The following is a 19,242-nucleotide window of genomic DNA, read 5'->3' as shown; positions in this document are numbered from 1 at the left end:
AACATCAAGGAAAAAACTCGCGCGAGTTTTTGCGTGATGGTGTTGCCGAATCCGTTGTGCGTTATTTATCGAGCGAGCAGAAAAAAGATTTACTCGAAGAACTCGAAACCGAAATGAAACGCGCCGCAAAAGAACTTGAATTTGAACGCGCCGCGCAGTTGAGAGATGAGATCGCGAGATTGAAAATGTTGAATAAGAAAACTTAGTGCTTCTTAGTGTAATCTGTGTCTTAGTGGTTTTATTTTTTTTACCGCTAAGTCACTAAGAACACAACGGCTCACCGAGAAAATAAAACTCACATCCCAAATCTCACATCTTTCACAATGTTCCGCGCTCCGTTCTCCTTGCTCTTCTCTCTCCGCAATTTTATTTTTCCCAACGTTTGCCTTCTCTGCAATCAAACAATGAGCAATGAAGAACTTCGCGTATGCAACAAGTGCTGGAACGAACTTACTCCGCTTTCGGAAAACGAACCGATATTTATTGAAAAGAAAAAACAATTTTCACAACATAACGCGCTCGATGGTTTTCAATCGTATTTTTTGTTTGAGAAGAATAAACGTATTCAAGATATTATTCACGGATTGAAATACGAACAACGGACAACATTCGGTTTTGAATTAGGAAAACGTCTCGGTGAAAAATTGAAACACGAAAATAGTTTTCCCAATGCAGATTTTCTTATTCCAATTCCGTTACACAAACTGAAACTACGAGAACGCGGTTACAACCAAAGTGAATTTGTTGCAAAAGGAATTTCCTCAATTACAAAAATTCCTGTTGCATCAAAATTTCTTTCGCGCAACAAATACACACAATCGCAAACGCATTTGAATTTTCAAGAACGCCAGGAAAACGTGAAAGAAGTTTTCGCCGTGAAGGAAAAATTTTACAAAGAAATTCACAACAAATCCATTATTCTCGTTGACGATGTAATTACAACGGGAGCAACAATTTCTTCGGCGGCGCGGGCGTTGAAATCTTCCGGCGTGAAAAATGTTTATGCGGTTTCGGTTGCAGTAACAGCATTTCAGGAAGAAAATATTCACGGTACGCAGAATTGAACGTCGCACAGCATTTCTTTATATTATCGCCGAACTTTTTAAGAATTTTTATGAAGAACTATTTCTTTTTTCTCGTTTTTATTTTGTGGGGAAATGTTTCGCTTGCACAAGAATTTGAATGCGATGTAACGGTTGATATGCACCAACTTTCCGAACGCTTCCGCGAAAACCTTCAAGACTTTGAAAGAAATTTGGAAGAGTACATCAATTCGTATCGTTGGTCGGGAAACGATTGGGACAACGAAAAAATTAGTTGCTCGATGAGTATCGTGTTCGTTACAAGTGATGAAAATTTTCGGTATCAGGCGAATGTGTTTTGGGGAACGCAGCGAAAAATTTATAAGTCGCCGAAAAATTCTATTGAAGCGCGCATTGCCGATGACAAATGGCAATTTGTTTTTACGCGAAATCAACGACTTGACCATAATGAATTTCGCTTCGATGAAGTTGCCAGTTTTGTGGATTTTTATTTGTATCTCCTTCTTGGTATTGATTTCGACACATACGAAAAGTTAAGCGGGACAAAATATTATCAGAAAGCAATGAACATTTCAACAATGGCGACGGGCACGTCTTCCAACGGATGGGAAGCAACAAGCGGAGGGAATTACAATCGCGTGCAACTTGTCAATGAATTGCTGAACTCTGCATACGCCCCTCTTCGCGTTGCGATGTACGATTACCATTACAACGGGCTTGATGTATTTGTAGAAAAACCGCGTGAAGCAAAGGCAACAATTCTTTCATCGCTCGAAGCAATTGCGAAACTTCGTAAAAAACTGAATACACGAAGTTATTCTATCAAGTTTTTTTTCGACACAAAATATTTGGAAATTGCCGATACATTCCTCACGTACAATGATGCAGAAATTTTTACCCGGCTTAGCGTGTACGACCCCTCGCATCAAAAGACGTACGATGAATATAAAGCGAAATTAAAATAATAGAAATCACTTCACACGAAATTCTTTTCCGATGAAGAGAACGCAGTCCATATTTTTTTTCTCACATCGTTCGAAAAACGATTGTAGTGAAACATATCTTTGAACAATTCTTCCGAATCGTTCATTAGTGTTTGAGAAATTTGATTCAACTTCAAAAAACTTTCCGTTGTGATTTTTGGTGAAGGAAGTTTCATTGCATTCCAACTTCGCGCAAAGAAATGAACTAATGCTTGCGTGTATGCAACCTGTTTATCGTGTTCCGTTTGCGTTGTAACGATTACATTCAATCCAACTTTTTTCAATCCTTGTTGAATTCCGAGAAGTTTTGTTTTTGCAATTCTTCCCGGACAAAGCACAATCGTTTTTCCTTGTATTCCGTTTGCTGCGCTATCGGGACCAAACATAGGATGCGTTCCGAGAATTGAAACCGTTTTCGGAAGAAGTTTTTTCATCCACGCAATAGGTTTTTCTTTTACCGAGCAAACATCAATCAACAACGCATCATTTTGAACTAACGGAGAAATTTTCTTCAAAACATTTTTTATTTGATTTATTGGAACAGCAAGTATAACTATTTTCTGCGTAGTAACTTCTTCTATCGAACCGAAAAAAATATTCTTCTCTTTTTTTGAATTTGGCTTCAACGAAGAATCAAAAACAACCAAAGAAAATTTCTCCGACAAATGCCGGGCAAGAAATTTTCCAAAACGCCCAAAGCCAATTAACCCAACTACTTTCTTCTGACTACTAACTACTGACTTCTTTTTCATTTCTTCACAAACCTTTCTTGTATTGCTCGTGAATTTTTTATTATTGAATGAAAAATTTCTTCGACAAATTCTGTATCGAGTCCCGCACTTCCCGCGTAATGAAATAATCGCTTCTTGATTTCTGCTTCGCGTTTTACATCCACAATAAATTTCTTTTGATAGTTTTTTATTTTCGCAACTTCTGCAACAAGCGATTGTCGTTGTGCAAGAAGAATCAAAATATTATCGTCAATCAAATCAATTGAACGACGAACATCACTCAACGCATTTTCATCTTTCAACATTTGAAGTCGCATCAAATGGTCTGTTATCACAAGCGCCGCCATTGATTCAATCACAGGAACTGCGCGCGTACATAAACACGGGTCATGTCGTCCTTCGGTTTTTATCGTCGCCGATTTTTTATCAACGGAAATTGTTTTCTGTTCTTTCAAAATTGATGATGCCGGTTTAATCGCAACACGAAACACGATATCTTCGCCATCGGAAATCCCTCCTTGAATGCCGCCGGAATAATTTGTTCGTGTTCGCACTCGCCCTTTTTTATCAACATAATATTCATCGTTGTGTTCGCTGCCTTTCATTTTCGCCGAAGCAAATCCCGAACCAATTTCAAATCCTTTCGTTGCAGGAATCGAGAGCATCGCTTTAGCAAGTTCCGCTTCGAGTTTATCAAACACCGGTTCGCCCAAACCAACGGGACAATTTTTTACCACACATTCCACAACGCCGCCAATCGAATCACCTTCTTTTTTTGTGCGAAGAATTTTTCTCTCCATCTTTTTCGCCGCATCTTTATCCGCACAACGCACGACATTTTTTTCGATTTCGTTCACGTCAATTTTGTTCGCAATAATATTCCCGACTTGTTTTGTGTATGCGAAAATCTCGATGCCGTTCTTTTTCAAAATTTGTTTTGCCAACGCTCCCGATGCAACACGTCCAGCAGTTTCTCGCGCCGAACTTCTTCCTCCTCCGCGATAATCGTGAATGCCGTACTTCGACAAATATGTGTACGCCGCGTGTCCCGGACGAAATAAATTTTTAATGGCTTCGTAATCATTCGAGCGTTGGTCGGTGTTGCGAATGAGTAAGCAAATTGGCGTTCCCAAAGTTTTTCCATCAAACACGCCGCTCAACACTTCCACTCTATCCGCTTCGTTCCGCGCTGTTGTAACGTTGCTTTGTCCCGGTCGTCGTCGGTCAAGTTCGCGCTGAATTTCATCAACGGAAAAATCAAGATTCGGTTTCACGCCGTCAATGATTACGCCAACCGCTTTGCCGTGACTTTCACCAAACGTTGTAATACGAAATAATTCTCCAAAGGAATTTCCAGCCATAAATTCAATGAAAAGTTAAAAGTGAAAAATTAAAAAACTTACTTTGCATCTTTGCGTCTTTGAGAGAAATTCTACTCATCCAATCCTCTTCGCAATTCTCTCACAGATTTCTCCACATTCTTTTCCATTTCATTCTTCTTACTTTCACGAATAACATTTATTAACGCGCTGCCGACAATTATTCCATCACAAAAATTTTTCATTTGCTGCGCATCTTCTTTTGAAGAAATTCCAAAACCGACAAGCAACGGATTTTTCTTCACTACTTTCTTTGCGCGTTTCAAAAATGTTTTCGCCTGTTGAGAAATATTTCTTCTCGCTCCCGTAACTCCGGTTATCGAAACGCAGTATAAAAATCCCGTCGAATTCTCATCGAGAAGTTTCAAGCGTTCATTCGTTGTTGTCGGCGCAGCGAGAAAAATTGGGGAAACGTTTTTTTCTTTCGCTTGTAAAATAATTTCTTGAGATTCCTCAAGCGGTAAATCGGGAACGATAATTCCATCAACACCAAATGCTGAACAAGAAGCAAAAAAATTTTCAATTCCAAAAGCGAGCAATGAGTTTGTATATCCCATCAATACGATTGGCATTTCAGAAAACGTGCGTATCTCTTTCACTATAGAAAATATTTTTGAAAGCGTTACTCCATTTTCCAATGCAATGTGCGAACTGAATTGAATCGTCGGTCCATCGGCAAGCGGGTCAGAAAACGGAATTCCCAATTCCAAAATATCTGCGCCGCCGCGTTCAATTGCCTTCACAAGCGAAATAGTTTTCTCTCTTGTTGGAAATCCCGCCGTGAGAAAAATGGAAAGTGCTTTCTTCTTTTCGTTTTTGAGTGATTGTAGTTTTGAAGTAAGTTTATTCATTGCAATTTTTCTCTGTGTTTCTCAGCGTTCTCTGCGCCTCTGCGTTGTAAAGATTAAAACGCAGAGGCGCAGAGGTCGCAAAGCATTCGCAGAGTTATTTTATATTTTGTAAAATCGTCGGCAAATCTTTTTCTCCGCGTCCCGATAAATTTACAACGATGAGGATTTCACGTTTCGAGTTACGAATTGCGAGTTTTAGTTTTTTCAAATACGCAAGCGCGTGTGCAGATTCGAGCGCAGGAAAAATTCCTTCTAACTTCGTGAGTTCAAACACTGCATCGAGAGCTTCATCATCGGTAACAGAAACATACTGCACGCGACCAGTTTCTTTCAAATAACTATGTTCGGGACCAACGCCGGGATAATCGAGTCCCGCAGAAATAGAATGTGCGGGAAGAATTTGTCCATCGTGATTTTGCAAAAGATAACTGAACGAGCCGTGCAGAACTCCCGGTTTTCCTTTCGTGAGTGTTGCCGCGTGTTGTTCCGTATCAAGTCCAAGTCCTGCGGCTTCAACGCCAAACATTTTTACATCATCATTCAAGAATGGAAAAAATAATCCGAGCGAATTACTTCCACCGCCAACGCATGCAACGAGAATATCGGGAAGACGTTTTTCTTTTTTCAAAATTTGTTTGCGCGTTTCCTCGCCAATCACCTTTTGAAAATCGCGCACAAGCATTGGATACGGATGCGGACCGACAACCGAACCAAGCACGTAAAACGTATCGCGCACGTTCGTAACCCAATCACGAATCGCTTCGTTAGTTGCATCTTTCAGCGTTTGCGTTCCCGATGTTACGCCGCGAACTTCTGCGCCGAGCAATTGCATTCGCTTCACGTTCATTTCCTGCCGCACCATATCTTTCGTTCCCATATACACGACACACGCGAACCCCATTTTCGCTGCGACAGTTGCAGTTGCGACTCCGTGTTGTCCCGCGCCGGTTTCTGCAACGATGCGTTTCTTTTTCAATTTTTTTGCAAGAAGAATTTGTCCGATGGTGTTGTTGATTTTGTGCGCTCCCGTATGACACAAATCTTCGCGCTTCAAATAAATTTTTGTGTTGCGAAATTGCGCGCTCAATCGTTCTGCAAAATAAAGCGACGTTGGTCTTCCAGCAAAATCTTGTAAGAGAGAATGGAATTCGTTTTGAAAAATATTTTCTTTCTTCGCTTTGTTGTATGCAAGTTCAAGTTCATCAAGCGAGGCAATCAATGTCTCGGGAACAAAGCGACCGCCGAATTTTCCGAAGTGTCCTTTACTATCTGGAAATTGCGAGTAATGAGTTACGAGTTGCGAGTTGCGGGTTACGAGTTGTCGCTTCATTCGAATTTACTTCCTTTTATTGTTGAACTGCGAAGATAGTTGATTAAACCGCCAAGCATTTTTCCAATTTCTTTTGCTTTGTCGTACAGTGTTTTGAATTCATCTTTGTTTATGTAATCATTGTCGAGAGCAACATAAAGTAAAGAGCGAACTTCACCGGCAGAACCTTTTGCTATGGATAGAAACTGAATAAACTCTTTTCGACCGTCGCGCTCAAATCCTTCGGCGATGTTTGACATTATCGAAACACTTGCTCGGTGAATCTGGTCTTTCAGAGAAAAATCTTTTTTGAACGTGCCGTGGTTTGATATGCTATAAATCTGTTTCGAAATTTCTCGCGCTTTCTGCCACGCTTCGATTTCTTCAAATGTTTTGAAACTACTCATAAATATTTTTGTGAATGAAAATGAAATTGTAAATAAAATAAAAACAAAAACTAAACTTAAACAACTTGCAACTTGTAACTCGTAACTATAAAATTTCCTTTGCCTCTTCGCTTGAGACTAATTTTTCACTCACTAAAACTACTGAAAACCAAAAACAGAACAAAATAAGATTTCAATGGTTTCTAAAAAAAATAGATTTGGAGAATTAAAACTTTCTATATAGATTTTGCCCGCAAATTATTCGAGCCAACAAAACTTGAATGTATTTATGATGTAAATAATTCGAAAACAAAATTGTAACGTAGTTTTTTTGCTGCGTTCTATTCTGAAAACTGACACTTTTCAAATAAGCAAGAACAAGCAGACTACGTCCAGCAATGGACGTGGCCTCTTACGTCTTTGCTTATGGGTAAGTCAGTACCTCAGAATAGGATGTAACGATGGTTACGTCCTTTTTTGTTTTTAAAATGACATACGAGTTTCGGTTATGTTGTTTTGGTTACGGCAACTAACCACAATTAACAAGCAACCAAAAAAATCTATTTTCTTTGAAAGGAAAATTAAGATGCAGAACCAATCTTTTTTACTCATCATTTTTTTTATTTCAGTAATGTTTTCAACCCTTACTCAATCTCAACAACCTCATCCCACCGTAACTATTTCAATGGAAAATCCTGTCATAATCTTAGGGGATGAATCTCGAATTACAGTAACCGTAATTAACGATGGATCGGCAAATAGCGACGATGGTGGAATTACACTTTCTTTTCCCTCCATGACTAACCAAAATGATACGATGTATGTTCGAAAAATAATTGGTCCGCCAGATGCCCCAGGATATCAAGAGAGATCTGCTGGACAACAAATTTATAATAGCTCATGTCAACAAATGACGGCTCAATATTTATTTGCAGAAACTAATGATGGTAATTGGGTCACGAATGAAACCAATACTCTTACAGTAGGAATAATTCCAAAACAAACGGGAAGTTTTAATGTCTACGTAAGATCTGCAATGCATAAAATCGGTACTAGTTGTACTTATATAAATTCTCCCTCAACTTCAAGTTATATAGATCAGCAAGGTTGGCCAGTATATGTAAGAGTAATCACCGTAAATCAATTAACTGCACCTAGCTTATTTTTCCCGACCAATGGGGCAACGGTTGCAAATTCCGATGTAACATTAGATTGGGATCCAGTTTCTTCTGTGGATTCATATGGTTTACAAGTAAGAACAAGTAGCGGAAACGTAGTAAATGAATCAGGAATCACAAATTCAGAGTATACTGTTTTTGGGCTTGAACATAATAAAACATATTATTGGAAAGTACGTTCTGAAAATGGATCGTTTTCAAGTTCTTGGTCAAGCGAGTGGAGTTTTCAAGTTCAAATTCCTCCGTCTTCGCCAGTTCTTATGTCTCCAACAAGTGGAAGTACCATTTTGCAACCAGTAACATTAGCATGGTACTCGACCAATAGAGCAACTTATTATCAATTACAAGTATCGCTAACAACTTCTTTTAATACAACAGTCTATGATGAGAGCAATATAACTGTTACATCAAAGATATTACAGGGGTTTACTACTGGCCAAACACATTATTGGAGGGTACGTGCCTCTAATTCAGGGGGAACTAGTAATTGGTCCTCTGTTTGGAATTTCATAGTTCCTGTACCTCCGTCTGCCCCAGCGCTTCTAAACCCACCAAACGGGGCAAGTATTTCCAGAAAAAGAACATTTAGTTGGAACTCGTCAAGCGGTGCAACTAGTTATACCTTACAAGTGGACGATAATCAAAATTTTTCGTCTCCTTTTACAAATACAACAACATCTGGAACTTCATACCTAGTAGAGACCTTGTTAGCTAACACTACTTATTATTGGCGAGTAAATGCAACAAATAGTGCCGGGACAAGTTCATGGTCAACAACCTGGAATTGTCACACAACAACAGTGGTATCTATAGACGATGATTTACAAACTAATCCGAAAAATATAGAGGTATCTCAAAACTACCCCAACCCCTTCAATCCCGTTACAAATTTTCAATTTCAAGTTCCAAGTTCGTCGTTTGTCACTATAAAAGTGTACGACATTCTCGGCAATGAAATTGCAACACTTGTGAACGAAAGAAAAGAAGCCGGAAATTATTCCGTGCAATGGAATGCAGAAACATATCCAAGCGGAATGTATTTTTACCAGTTAACTGCGGGCAATAAAATGGAAACGAAGAAAATGATTTTGCTAAAATAAATAACTGATGTTACGCAAGAGAGATTTTTTGAATAAAGGTTTGTTTAGATAATCCCGTAGGGATGGAATGTTTATAAAACTTGGATACTACGAAAACGCAAGCCCCATCGGGGCGAAATGGAAATTACATTTCACTCCTACGGAGTTCAAATAGTGCCAGACAAATTTTCTATAAACATTTCGTTCCTACGGAACTACATTTTTGCTTAAATCAGTAAATAAGATGAAATCTAGTTCTGCAAAGACTTGAAAGTTTCAAATGCTTTTCGGGTTTTTTATTTGGCAAACCTTAGTAGTAACAGATAACACAGAACACACGTAACCTTATTACCTTCTTTTCAGAATAAAGTAATAAGGTCAAAAGAGTAAGTGGCGTTTTTACTACTAAGGTTTTGGAATATAAATTTTTTTCTTAAGTAAAGAGATTGCGTATAATATCCCGAAGTAAAAATTTCTTCGCTTGATATTACTTGTTTTCTTCAAATGTTTTAAAACTGCTCATAAATATTTTTGCAAATGAGGATGAAATTGTAAATAAAATAAAAACTTAATTTAAACAACTTGTAACTCGCAACTTGAAACTTGTAACTCGCAACTCGCAACTAAAAACTTCTCCCCACAACTGGCGCCAACAATTTGAGTTTGGTAATCAATTCGTGAAGCCGTTTCGGTTTCAATGATTGATATCCATCGCTCAACGCAACTGCCGGCTCGTGATGAACTTCGATAATCAATCCATCAGCACCAGCCGCAATTGCCGCGAGCGACATCGGCAACACTCCTTCCCACAAACCAATACCATGACTTGGGTCAACAATCACAGGCAAGTGAGAAAGTTTTTTGATGATGGGAATTGCATTTAAATCGAGTGTATTCCGCGTCGCGGTTTCAAATGTGCGGATTCCGCGTTCGCAAAGAATCACGTTGTAATTTCCACGATGCAAAATATATTCCGCACTCATCAGCAATTCTTCAATCGTTGCAGAAAGTCCACGCTTGAGAAGAATCGGTTTTCGTAATTCACCGGCGGCTTCGAGTAACGAATAATTTTGCATATTGCGCGCGCCGATTTGAATAATGTCTGCAACTTCCGCGACGAGAGTAAGTGTTGCGGTATCTTTTGCTTCGGTTACGATTTTCATTCCGGTTTTTTCACGCACTTCTTTCAACAATTCCAATCCATCTTCTTTCAAACCCTGAAATGCATACGGCGATGAACGCGGCTTATACGCTCCTCCGCGAAAAAACACGACTCCCATTTCACGAATTGCATTTGCCGTTGTAAAAACTTGTTCGCGGTTTTCCACGGAACACGGACCACCAATGAGCGAGAGTTCTTTATTGCCGATTTCATACGGAGAAATTTTAACAATTGTGTTTTCCGATTTCACTTCGCGCGAAACGAGTTTGTACGGCTTGGAAACGGGAATCGCATCGGCAACTCCTTCGAGCAACAGAAATTGTTCTGCTTCAATTTTTCCTTTGTTGCCCGTGATACCAATGGCAACACGCTGTACCCCAGGAATTTCATGCGGTTCAAATCCGAGTTTAATAATTTTTTCTTTGACGCATTCGATGTGATTTTTCGTTGCGTCGAGTTTCATTACGATAAGCATAGTTCATTGAAAAATTATAATTGAAAAATTAACAGCTAAGCAAAGCATTTATTTCTTGAAATAATTTCGTGAGTTTTGTTTTATCCTTTTTCCCGGGAAAACTTTCTACTCCGCTGTTCACATCAACGGCAAACGGCTGAACGGTTGTAATTGTTGCTCGAATGTTTTCGGGATTCAATCCACCGGCAAGAAAAATTTTGTGAAACGATTTCAATCGTTTCGCCGCGTCCCAATTGCTGCGATTTCCCGTTCCGCCAAATTCGTTTTCTGTTTTTGCATCAACAAGAATTGCTTCAACAGAAAATTGTTTTGCATTCTCGAAATCTTCATCTGAATTTATCGCAAGCGATTTTATTACAGGAACATCAAAGCCAACACAATCTTCTTTCATTTCATTTCCAGAAAGTTGAATCATATCCAATCCAACATTTTCAATAATCTGTTTTATACCAAGTGAATTCATATTCACGAACACGCCAACTTTTTTTATTCCTTTCGGAAGTTGTCGAGCAATTTCTTTCGCCGCCTGCAGTGAAACACATCGCGGAGATTTTTCGTAAAAAATAAATCCCAAATAATTCGCGCCAAGCTCTGCACAAAACATTGCATCTTCGATATTTGTAATGCCGCAGATTTTTACGAATGGTTTTCTCGTTTTTTCGTTTGCTGGCTCATTCGTCATTTTATTTTTATCAAAACTCAAAACTCAAATCCCATATCTCATATCGCACATCTTTTCATCAATTCTTTTAACGCTTTTCCCGGCGATTTCTCTTTCATCAATGTTTCACCGATTAAAATTCCTTTTGCACCAAAGCTTTTCAATCGTACAATATCTTCCGAAGTTTTTATTCCACTTTCACTTACAATAACAGTTTCACTCGGTATTAATGGGATTAAGTCTTTCGTGTGTTTTAAATCCACTTCCATTGTTTTCAAATTGCGATTGTTGATTCCAAGTAGTTTTATTTCATCGAAATTTATTTTATCAAGAGAATTCGGCTCATAAATTTCTACAAGCGATTCTATTCCTAATTCTTTTGCGGAAAGAAATAATTCTTCCAACTGCATTTTGGAAAGTATATCTGCAATCAATAACACTGTGTCTGTACCGAATGACTTCGCTTCGTAGATTTGCACTTCATCAATTATAAAATCTTTTCGCAACAATGGAAGTTGAACAGCGTTGCGAACCTTTTCCAAATCATTCAACGAACCTCCAAAATATTTTTCATCTGTTAAAACTGAAATCGCCGAAGCAAAATATTCTTCATACTCTTTTGCAATTTGTTCACTCGAAAAATCTTCACGAATAATTCCCGCAGAGGGAGATTTTCTTTTTACTTCGGCAATCACTCCAATCGGCAATGTCGTTTTTTCTAATGCAGAACGAAGTGAAAGCGTTGCTCGAAAAAACATTTCGCGTTCTTTCAATTCGGAAATCCCGCGCTGTTTTCGTCGCCGCACTTCTTCTTTTTTATTCGAAACTATTTCATCAAGAATTGTAATCATTATTAAATGTCATTCCCACGTAAGTGGAAATCCAAAATCAAAACACTTTTGATTCCCGCTTGCGCGGGAATGACAAACTGGTTAGCATTAACTTATCGAAAGTTTTATCAACTCATTCAACTTCTCCATCGCATTCCCAGAATCAACGGATTGTTCGGCAAGAAATATTCCCTCGTGAATCGTTTTTACTTTTTCTGCAACGTACAATCCAAACGCCGCATTCAATACAACAATATTTCTGGCTGAACTTTTTTCTCCATTCAAAATTCGCGACGCGATTTCTGCATTTTCTTTTGCGGAATTTCCTTTCAACTCTTCCAGCGAACATGTTGCATATCCAACTTCACGCGGATGAAATTTCCATTCTGAAATTTTTCCATTGTTCACTTCTCCAATCATTGTTTCCGACGTCAGCGAAACCTCATCGAGTCCATCGCTTGCGTGAACGACACAAACTTTTTTCGCGTTGAGTTTGGAAAACGTTTCCGCAATTTTGTATGCAGCGGAAATTGAAAACGTTCCAACAACTTGGCGTTGAACATTTGCCGGATTTGCCATTGGTCCGAGCATATTGAAAAACGTTTTCATTCCGAGTTCACTGCGTGGTTTTGCGGCGTGCTTCATTGTGGGATGAAACGTAGGCGCAAAGAGAAATGCAATACCGATTTCGTTCAAACATTGCTCACATTGTTCCGGTGAAAGCGCAATGTTCACGCCGAGTTCTTTCAACACATCCGCACTTCCAGATAAACTTGAAACAGAGCGATTGCCATGTTTCGCGACAGGAATTCCGCAACCTGCAACAACAAATGATGCAACAGTAGATATGTTGAACGTTCCGCTCGAATCGCCACCGGTTCCGCACATATCAATCGTGTTTTCTGCATCGCAAAAAATTTTCAGCGACTTTTCACGCATCACTTCGACAAAGCCGAGAAGTTCATCCGTAGTTTCGCCTTTCATTTTTTCTGCAATACACAACGCCGCAATTTGTGATTCCGTTGCCTCGCCGTTCATTATTGCGAGCATTGCTTGTTGCGCTTCTTCACGCGACAAATTGTTTCCGTCGCTAACTTTTTTGATAAACTCTTTCATACGATAGTTTCGAGTTACGAGTTACAAGTTGCAAGTTGTTGTGTTTAAGGGCGACGTATAGAAATTCACAATTAACGATTCACGAATTTCATCCAGTTGGAAATTATTTTCGGTCCTTCAATCGTCAAAATAGATTCGGGATGAAATTGTACGCCTTCGATAGGCAATGTTTTATGCCGCGATGCCATTATTGTTCCGTCGTTTGTTCTTGCGGAAATTTCTAATTCACGCGGAAAACTTTTTTCATCTATCGCAAGCGAATGATAACGCGTTGCAACAAATGGATTGGGAATGTTTTCAAAAATTGTTTTTCCATCGTGATGAATGAGCGACGTTTTTCCGTGCAATAATTCTTTTGCGCGAATAATGTTTCCGCCGAACGCAAAACCAATAGCTTGCAAACCAAGACACACACCGAAGATTGGAATTTCGTTTCCTAATTTCCGAATAAGTTCAACACAAATTCCGGCATCTTCGGGACGTTTCGGTCCCGGTGAAATCAAAATTCCTCGCGGATTTTTGTTTGTAATTTCATCGACAGAAATATTATCGTTACGAAAAACTTCATACTCATCAGTGTGTTGCGCTATTAATTGCACAAGATTGTACGTGAAAGAATCGTAGTTGTCTATTATAAGAATCATTTTCAATTTTCAATTTCCAATTGCGAATTGTAATTTCATTTTAATAATCACAATAATTTCAAGTGATATCATTCGCAAGTTCAATCGCTTTAATTAACGCTTTCGCTTTATTCACGCTTTCAAAAAATTCCTGTTCGGGAATTGAGTCGGCGACAATTCCCGCCCCCGCTTGAATGAATAATTTTTGCTTCGTTGCAAAAATTGTTCGAATCGCAATGCACACATCCATCGTTCCGGAAAAATCGAAATACCCAACCGCGCCGGCATACATTCCGCGTTTTGTCGTTTCCAGTTCGTCAATAATTTCCATCGCGCGAACTTTTGGCGCTCCACTTACTGTTCCCGCGGGAAACGTTGCTTTGAACACATCGAGCGATGATTTTCCTGTTGAAATTTTTCCGACAACTTTTGATGCGATGTGCATTACGTGCGAATACCGAACAATAAATTTCATTCGCTCAACGTTCACGGAATTTTTCTCGCACACTTTTCCTAAATCATTTCTTCCCAAATCCACAAGCATAATGTGTTCTGCGTCTTCTTTTTCATCGGCGAGTAATTCTTCTTCTATGCGTTTGTCGTCGTCATCATTGTTCCCGCGTGGACGTGTTCCCGCAATCGGATACGTTTCTGCAATTCCGCTTTCTGTTCGCACCAAAATTTCCGGCGATGAGCCGATTATTTTTTCATTTCCAAAATCAAGAAAATATAAATATGGCGATGGATTTATAACACGCAACGCACGATACATTTGAAGCGTATCTCCTTCGTAGAGAATTTCAAAGCGCTGCGACAACACGACTTGAAATACATCACCGGAGAAAATATATTCTTTCGCGCGCATCACATTTTCTTCAAACTCTTTTTTTGAAGCATTGGAAGTCATTTCTCTGATGTTTGCAGAAAATCGTTTCTTCTGTATTGCCGGAAATTCATTCCGAAAAATTTTTTCTTCCATCTCTGATAGCAATTTCATTCCTTCCGAAAACTGATGATGAAGCGAAAGCGAAGAATCGAGAAGAACATTATGAATGATATGCAACTGCTGAGTAACGTGATCGAATGCAAGAATGAATGCAAACAGACTTAAACTCGCATCGAGCGATTTCTCGTCGTCGAATTTCCTTGGCAATGTTTCAATGAAACGAATCATATCGTAACCGATGAATCCCACAAATCCTCCTTTGAATCGCGGCAATAATTTATTTTCTTCTTTTGGGAAAGAATACATTCCCAACAATTCTTCCAACGCAACGAAAAAATTTTCTCGCATTTTTCTCTTTCTGTTCGAGAAAAGAATTTCTGTTTCTCCATTTCTAGATTGAATTGTTACACGAGGTTGAATGCCGATAAACGAGTATCGCCCAATCTTTTCATTTCCTTCGACACTTTCAAAAAGAAACGACGATGAACTTTCTTCTCGCACTCGTGAGTACACGGAAACAGGCGTGAACATATCCGCAAGAATTGTTTTCACGAGCGGAATGACGTTGCATTGTCGTGCGAGGTTTTGAAATTGTCCAAAGTTCATTTTAAACGTGAAGAAAACAAAAAAACCCTTCTTGGTTTTTTGCAAGAAGGGCCTGACAATAGTTGTTGGTTACTATGTTACGCTTTTTTCCACACCAAGAATACTAGTACAAAACAATTGCCGCCAATATGAATTCATACAGTTTAGCAGTACAACAGAATAATGTTTGAGTTGAAAGTCCATAGTGTGTCTAATAACTTGAGCCAAAAATGCGAAGTTTTTTTGAGAATTGCAAGAAAAGAATGAAAAAATTTTTGGCATCAATTATTTCGATAATATCATTTTTCTCGTTTAAGAAAATACGTTTGTAGGAAGTTTGTAAAAATACGCGCCGCTTGTTGTGTTAGTATCAATGAGGGAAAAGAAAAAGTGTTCATTGCCGTTCGCATCAACGATACAGAATTTTAAGCATATCAACTCTCCTAAAATTTTTCAAAAGAAAAATTGGGAATAATTCCTGAAGAGAACAATACGACATCGGCAATCAAAGCATAAGCAATTCTGCCGAACCAATTGTGCAACTTAAAAATGGCTTGCCATCGAGAAGCGTGCGCCGTTGAAAGGATTCACAGTTCTGCAAATTCCGTTGGAACATACTTGACCTCCGCGTTCGCTTCCGTACGCAAACGTTAATGTATGACTTGTTCCGATGCGATAACCACATTCGAACACGAGCCAGTTCTTTTTTTTCATTGGCTCGTTGGGACTATTGGTAAATTCATAACGGAATCCGAATGAAATATCCGGCGAGCGGGAAATCTGCATCGAAATGAGTTGCGTGAAGTAGCGTTTCTTTGTCGGAAATTTATTCAGCCATTGTTGTTCGGAAGAAATTTTTGTACTCCAAATCTCATCAAAAGTATATTGAACAATGAACGGAACAACGGTGATGCGTTGATATTGTTCGTGTTCAACGGCAAAAATTTCGTACACGATTTCGTTGCGTCGGTCGTAGCCGATTTTTACGTACGAGTCTTCTCCCTTGAAAAAATAATCTACATCGAAATACAATTCCCAAAACGGCGAGCGTTCTTTTGCAAGCGAAGGAAGCCACGATTTTCCGCGCGATAATTTTTTCAACTGAAAATTATTCCAGTTGATTTCGTATGCAGAATGTTTGCTTGCCATCGAAAAATTTCCATTGAGCGTTACTGTTGAGTTCAATGCAAAAAATCCATCAAGTTGCAACCCAACTTCATCGTTGAAATTGACCAAATGCGGATACCGCGTGAGTAGCGTGAGCGAGTGTTCTTTATGTACGGTCGGCGGATTTTGAAACGGCAGCATCCGCGTCGGTCGAAATATGTTGGAAAAACTTGGATTGAAAGGATGCACAATATCGAAGTGATAATTTTTGTATTCCATCGTAATGCCATATTGTTTTCCCGAATGTGAAAACGCAAGATACAATGCGCTTCCAACGGCACTATCAACATTTCCAATGCGCGTCTTTTTTTCAGCGAATGAAACAAATGCATCGGCAAACGGAAACCGTAATGATGCGAAAACTTCCGGAATATTTGCAATAATTGTATCATTGATTTCAGGAATAAATGTCGGAAGAAATCCTTTTGCCCACGTGTAACTTGTTCCCAAAGAAAATTGTTTGAGGATATTCACTTCCGTTGTTGCAGCGCGCAACTGATAATTTTCTTTTCGCAACGGAGGAATGAGAATCGTGCTTGGTTCAACAAAATGAATGTCGCCGCCAAGAATGGCAGCGGAAAAATTTTTTTTTCGATAGGTTGCGCGGATTCCTTCAACGCTGTTATCAAATGCGAGCGTACGGTTTTCAAATAAATTCAGCGTGAGTCCTCTTCCGAATAATGCGTACGAATCGCCTGCGCGCACACTGAAATTTTCTTTTTGAAACTCAATGTATTTTTTTCTTAGTCCGCGGAACGGAATTCCAAACTCCGGAGGATTGCTCATTTCCAAACGAAACCCAAGAGTGAAATTTGATGCAAACAATCGCACGTCTGAAATGTTGTCGAGATATTCTTTCGTTATTTCAAATTGTCCCGCTTCGCCGACGTTTTCTTTTCCCGTTCCGTATCGAAGCGCGTTGGATACGGAAGTCGTAATATTTTGTGCGAATGAAAAAGTTGTTGCGAAAAAAAACGCAAGAATAATTCTGGAGAAAAAATATTTCAATGCGAATCCTCGTCGTTCAGTGATTTTTTTTCGGGAAGTAATTTCACAATGTCGTCTTCAATATTTTTTTCATTGCCGGGCAAAAATCCTGTACGTGTTTTGACGATATTTCCTTTCGCATCGAGTAAAACGGAATACGGAATCGCTTGCCCGTTGAGTTTTTCAAATACTTCCGCATTCGGGTCAAGTAATATCGGAACGGAATATTCCTGCGAAGAAACATACGCTTTTACTTTTGCAAGACTTTTCGGTGTGTCGCGATTGATTGCGAAAACGGTGAGTCCGTCAGTATGGTATTTTTCGAAAAGTTTTTGCAGAATTTTCATTTCCGCTTTGCACGGCTCGCACCATAATGCCCAAAAACTGATGTAGATAGGACCATTGCCAAGATGTTCGCTGAAAATGATGTCTTCGTTTTCAATATTCTTTAGCGTGAAATCAATAGTTGATTCCTGCGAAAAAGTGATGGAAGAAAGAAAGAAGATGAGAAAAAAGATATTAAGTTTCATTATAAATGATGAAATAAATTGAGGAAGAATATGAAATGAATTTCTTTACACTCCTTATCGCGGTTGCGGTGAAAAAAAAAGCACGAAGTTTTTTTATTGAAGACGTGAACACAAAATGATACTTACACGAATTTCAATGCGTTTTCAAAATCTTCGAGCAAATCTTCCGTTGCTTCGATCCCGATGGAAATGCGAATCAACGTGTCGGTAATTCCAAGTTTGTCACGTTCTTCTTTTGACATTCCAGCGTGCGATGTAGTAACGGGACGTGTGATTAACGTTTCAACACCGCCGAGACTTGGTGCAACTATCGGGAGAGTAACATTCTTTATGAAATGTTCTGCGTCGCTCACATTTCCGCGGAGTTCGAAACTCAACATTCCACCGAAACCGTCGAATAAATCTTTTGCCCGCAAATGTTGTGCGTTTGAAACGAGTCCCGGATAATTTACGTTTGAAATTTTTGGATGCTGTTCAAGAAATTGCGCCACGCGTAACGCGCTTTCATTTTGAAAACGAACACGAAGCGCAAGAGTTTTCAATCCGCGATGTAAAAGAAATGCAGCGTGTGGATCCAGCGAGCCGCCAAGATGATTGAGGCGATGAGTAATTGTTTGAATAAGTTCTTTCTTTCCTATTACGGCTCCTGCAACAATATCCGTGTGTCCGTTCATATATTTTGTGCAACTATGCAACGACAAATCAAATCCTAATTCTGCAGGACGAAAATTGACGGGAGTTGCGAAGGTATTATCTATGAGCGAAACAAGTTGATGTTCTTGTGCAAAACGTACAACGTCCTGCAAGTTGAAAACCTGCATCAACGGATTTGAAATTGCTTCCACATAAATTGCTTTTGTGTTTGAACGCAATTTCTTTTTCCATTCATTTCCATCGCCTTCGTTGATGAAATCGAACGATATTCCATACGAAGAAAAATCGCGCGTGATAAAAGTATGCGTTCCTCCGTACAAGCAATTTTGCACAAGCAGATGGTCGCCGCATTGCAAAACAGAAAGCAACGCAGTAGAAATCGCCGCCATTCCGCTGGCAGTAACAAGCGCGGATTCCGCATTTTCGAGCGCGGCTAATTTTTTGTGCAACACAATATGATTCGGTGTGTTATTCAGTCGTATATAGCGCACATCATCGTAAGTTTTTTCGCCAGCATATTCAAACGTTGACGATTGAAATATCGGCATTGAAACTGCGCCGTGTATT

At 39.3% G+C, this 19,242-nt stretch carries 17 protein-coding genes and 1 pseudogene; 4 read left to right on the top strand and 14 right to left on the bottom strand.

Features of this window, described 5'->3' with window-relative positions; translation table 11 throughout:
• The 3 genes from FJ218_07325 to FJ218_07315 form a co-directional block, all read left to right on the top strand.
• The coding region (locus FJ218_07325; GenBank protein MBM4166708.1) for a hypothetical protein at positions 1 to 206 on the top strand (206 nt) is incomplete at its 5' end.
• Between the two features lie 117 nt (positions 207 to 323).
• A complete protein-coding gene (locus FJ218_07320) occupies positions 324 to 1,064 on the top strand; it encodes a ComF family protein (GenBank protein ID MBM4166707.1) in 741 nt (246 codons plus the stop codon).
• 50 nt (positions 1,065 to 1,114) lie between these two features.
• Positions 1,115 to 2,008 carry a DUF4835 family protein gene (locus FJ218_07315; GenBank protein ID MBM4166706.1) on the top strand — a complete coding sequence of 298 codons (894 nt, stop codon included), beginning with the start codon at positions 1,115 to 1,117 and terminating at the stop codon, positions 2,006 to 2,008.
• A gap of 11 nt (positions 2,009 to 2,019) precedes the next feature.
• On the opposite strand, the gene FJ218_07310 is transcribed toward FJ218_07315, so the two are convergent.
• The 5 genes and pseudogenes from FJ218_07310 to FJ218_07290 form a co-directional block, all read right to left on the bottom strand.
• Positions 2,020 to 2,778: a prephenate dehydrogenase gene (locus tag FJ218_07310; protein MBM4166705.1), complete on the bottom strand. Its 759-nt coding sequence runs from the start codon at positions 2,776 to 2,778 to the stop codon at positions 2,020 to 2,022.
• Between the two features lie 290 nt (positions 2,779 to 3,068).
• Positions 3,069 to 4,118 (bottom strand): annotated as a pseudogene (gene aroC, locus FJ218_07305) (chorismate synthase).
• 71 nt (positions 4,119 to 4,189) lie between these two features.
• On the bottom strand, positions 4,190 to 4,987 hold the full coding sequence (locus FJ218_07300; protein MBM4166704.1) for a tryptophan synthase subunit alpha: 798 nt from the start codon (positions 4,985 to 4,987) through the stop codon (positions 4,190 to 4,192).
• A 94-nt stretch (positions 4,988 to 5,081) separates the two neighbouring features.
• Positions 5,082 to 6,317: a tryptophan synthase subunit beta gene (trpB, locus tag FJ218_07295; protein MBM4166703.1), complete on the bottom strand. Its 1,236-nt coding sequence runs from the start codon at positions 6,315 to 6,317 to the stop codon at positions 5,082 to 5,084.
• The gene (locus tag FJ218_07290; GenBank protein MBM4166702.1) at positions 6,314 to 6,703 is read right to left on the bottom strand and encodes a four helix bundle protein; all 390 of its coding nucleotides are present in this window, start codon (positions 6,701 to 6,703) and stop codon (positions 6,314 to 6,316) included. The genes trpB and FJ218_07290 overlap by 4 nt, the downstream gene beginning before the upstream one ends.
• 487 nt (positions 6,704 to 7,190) lie before the next feature.
• Between FJ218_07290 and FJ218_07285 the strand changes: the two genes are divergently transcribed.
• Positions 7,191 to 8,960 (top strand): T9SS type A sorting domain-containing protein, encoded by a 1,770-nt coding sequence (locus FJ218_07285; GenBank protein ID MBM4166701.1) that lies wholly within the window; start codon positions 7,191 to 7,193, stop codon positions 8,958 to 8,960.
• 602 nt (positions 8,961 to 9,562) lie between these two features.
• On the opposite strand, the gene aroF is transcribed toward FJ218_07285, so the two are convergent.
• From aroF to FJ218_07240, 9 genes are all read right to left on the bottom strand, one after another.
• Positions 9,563 to 10,576: a 3-deoxy-7-phosphoheptulonate synthase gene (gene aroF / locus FJ218_07280; GenBank protein MBM4166700.1), complete on the bottom strand. Its 1,014-nt coding sequence runs from the start codon at positions 10,574 to 10,576 to the stop codon at positions 9,563 to 9,565.
• Positions 10,577 to 10,604: 28 nt separating this feature from the next.
• Complete coding sequence (locus FJ218_07275) at positions 10,605 to 11,258, bottom strand: phosphoribosylanthranilate isomerase (GenBank protein MBM4166699.1); 654 nt, start codon at positions 11,256 to 11,258, stop codon at positions 10,605 to 10,607.
• A 38-nt stretch (positions 11,259 to 11,296) separates the two neighbouring features.
• Positions 11,297 to 12,088 carry an indole-3-glycerol phosphate synthase TrpC gene (gene trpC, locus FJ218_07270; GenBank protein MBM4166698.1) on the bottom strand — a complete coding sequence of 264 codons (792 nt, stop codon included), beginning with the start codon at positions 12,086 to 12,088 and terminating at the stop codon, positions 11,297 to 11,299.
• A gap of 87 nt (positions 12,089 to 12,175) precedes the next feature.
• A complete protein-coding gene (gene trpD / locus FJ218_07265; GenBank protein MBM4166697.1) occupies positions 12,176 to 13,183 on the bottom strand; it encodes an anthranilate phosphoribosyltransferase in 1,008 nt (335 codons plus the stop codon).
• Between the two features lie 71 nt (positions 13,184 to 13,254).
• Positions 13,255 to 13,827 carry an aminodeoxychorismate/anthranilate synthase component II gene (locus FJ218_07260; protein ID MBM4166696.1) on the bottom strand — a complete coding sequence of 191 codons (573 nt, stop codon included), beginning with the start codon at positions 13,825 to 13,827 and terminating at the stop codon, positions 13,255 to 13,257.
• A gap of 58 nt (positions 13,828 to 13,885) precedes the next feature.
• Entirely contained in the window at positions 13,886 to 15,358 is a 1,473-nt protein-coding gene (gene trpE / locus FJ218_07255) for an anthranilate synthase component I (protein MBM4166695.1), read from the bottom strand.
• 522 nt (positions 15,359 to 15,880) lie between these two features.
• Entirely contained in the window at positions 15,881 to 17,512 is a 1,632-nt protein-coding gene (locus tag FJ218_07250; GenBank protein MBM4166694.1) for a hypothetical protein, read from the bottom strand.
• Positions 17,509 to 18,021, bottom strand: a complete 513-nt coding sequence (locus tag FJ218_07245; GenBank protein ID MBM4166693.1) for a TlpA family protein disulfide reductase — start codon at positions 18,019 to 18,021, stop codon at positions 17,509 to 17,511. The genes FJ218_07250 and FJ218_07245 overlap by 4 nt, the downstream gene beginning before the upstream one ends.
• A 122-nt stretch (positions 18,022 to 18,143) precedes the next feature.
• Positions 18,144 to 19,242, bottom strand: a 1,099-nt coding sequence (locus FJ218_07240) for an aminotransferase class I/II-fold pyridoxal phosphate-dependent enzyme (protein MBM4166692.1), incomplete at its 5' end; no start/stop codon positions are given.

The sequence above is a fragment of the Ignavibacteria bacterium genome (assembly GCA_016873775.1).
GTDB lineage: Bacteria > Bacteroidota > Ignavibacteria > UBA10030 > F1-140-MAGs086 > JAGXRH01.
This window is presented reverse-complemented; position numbering and strand designations above follow the sequence as displayed.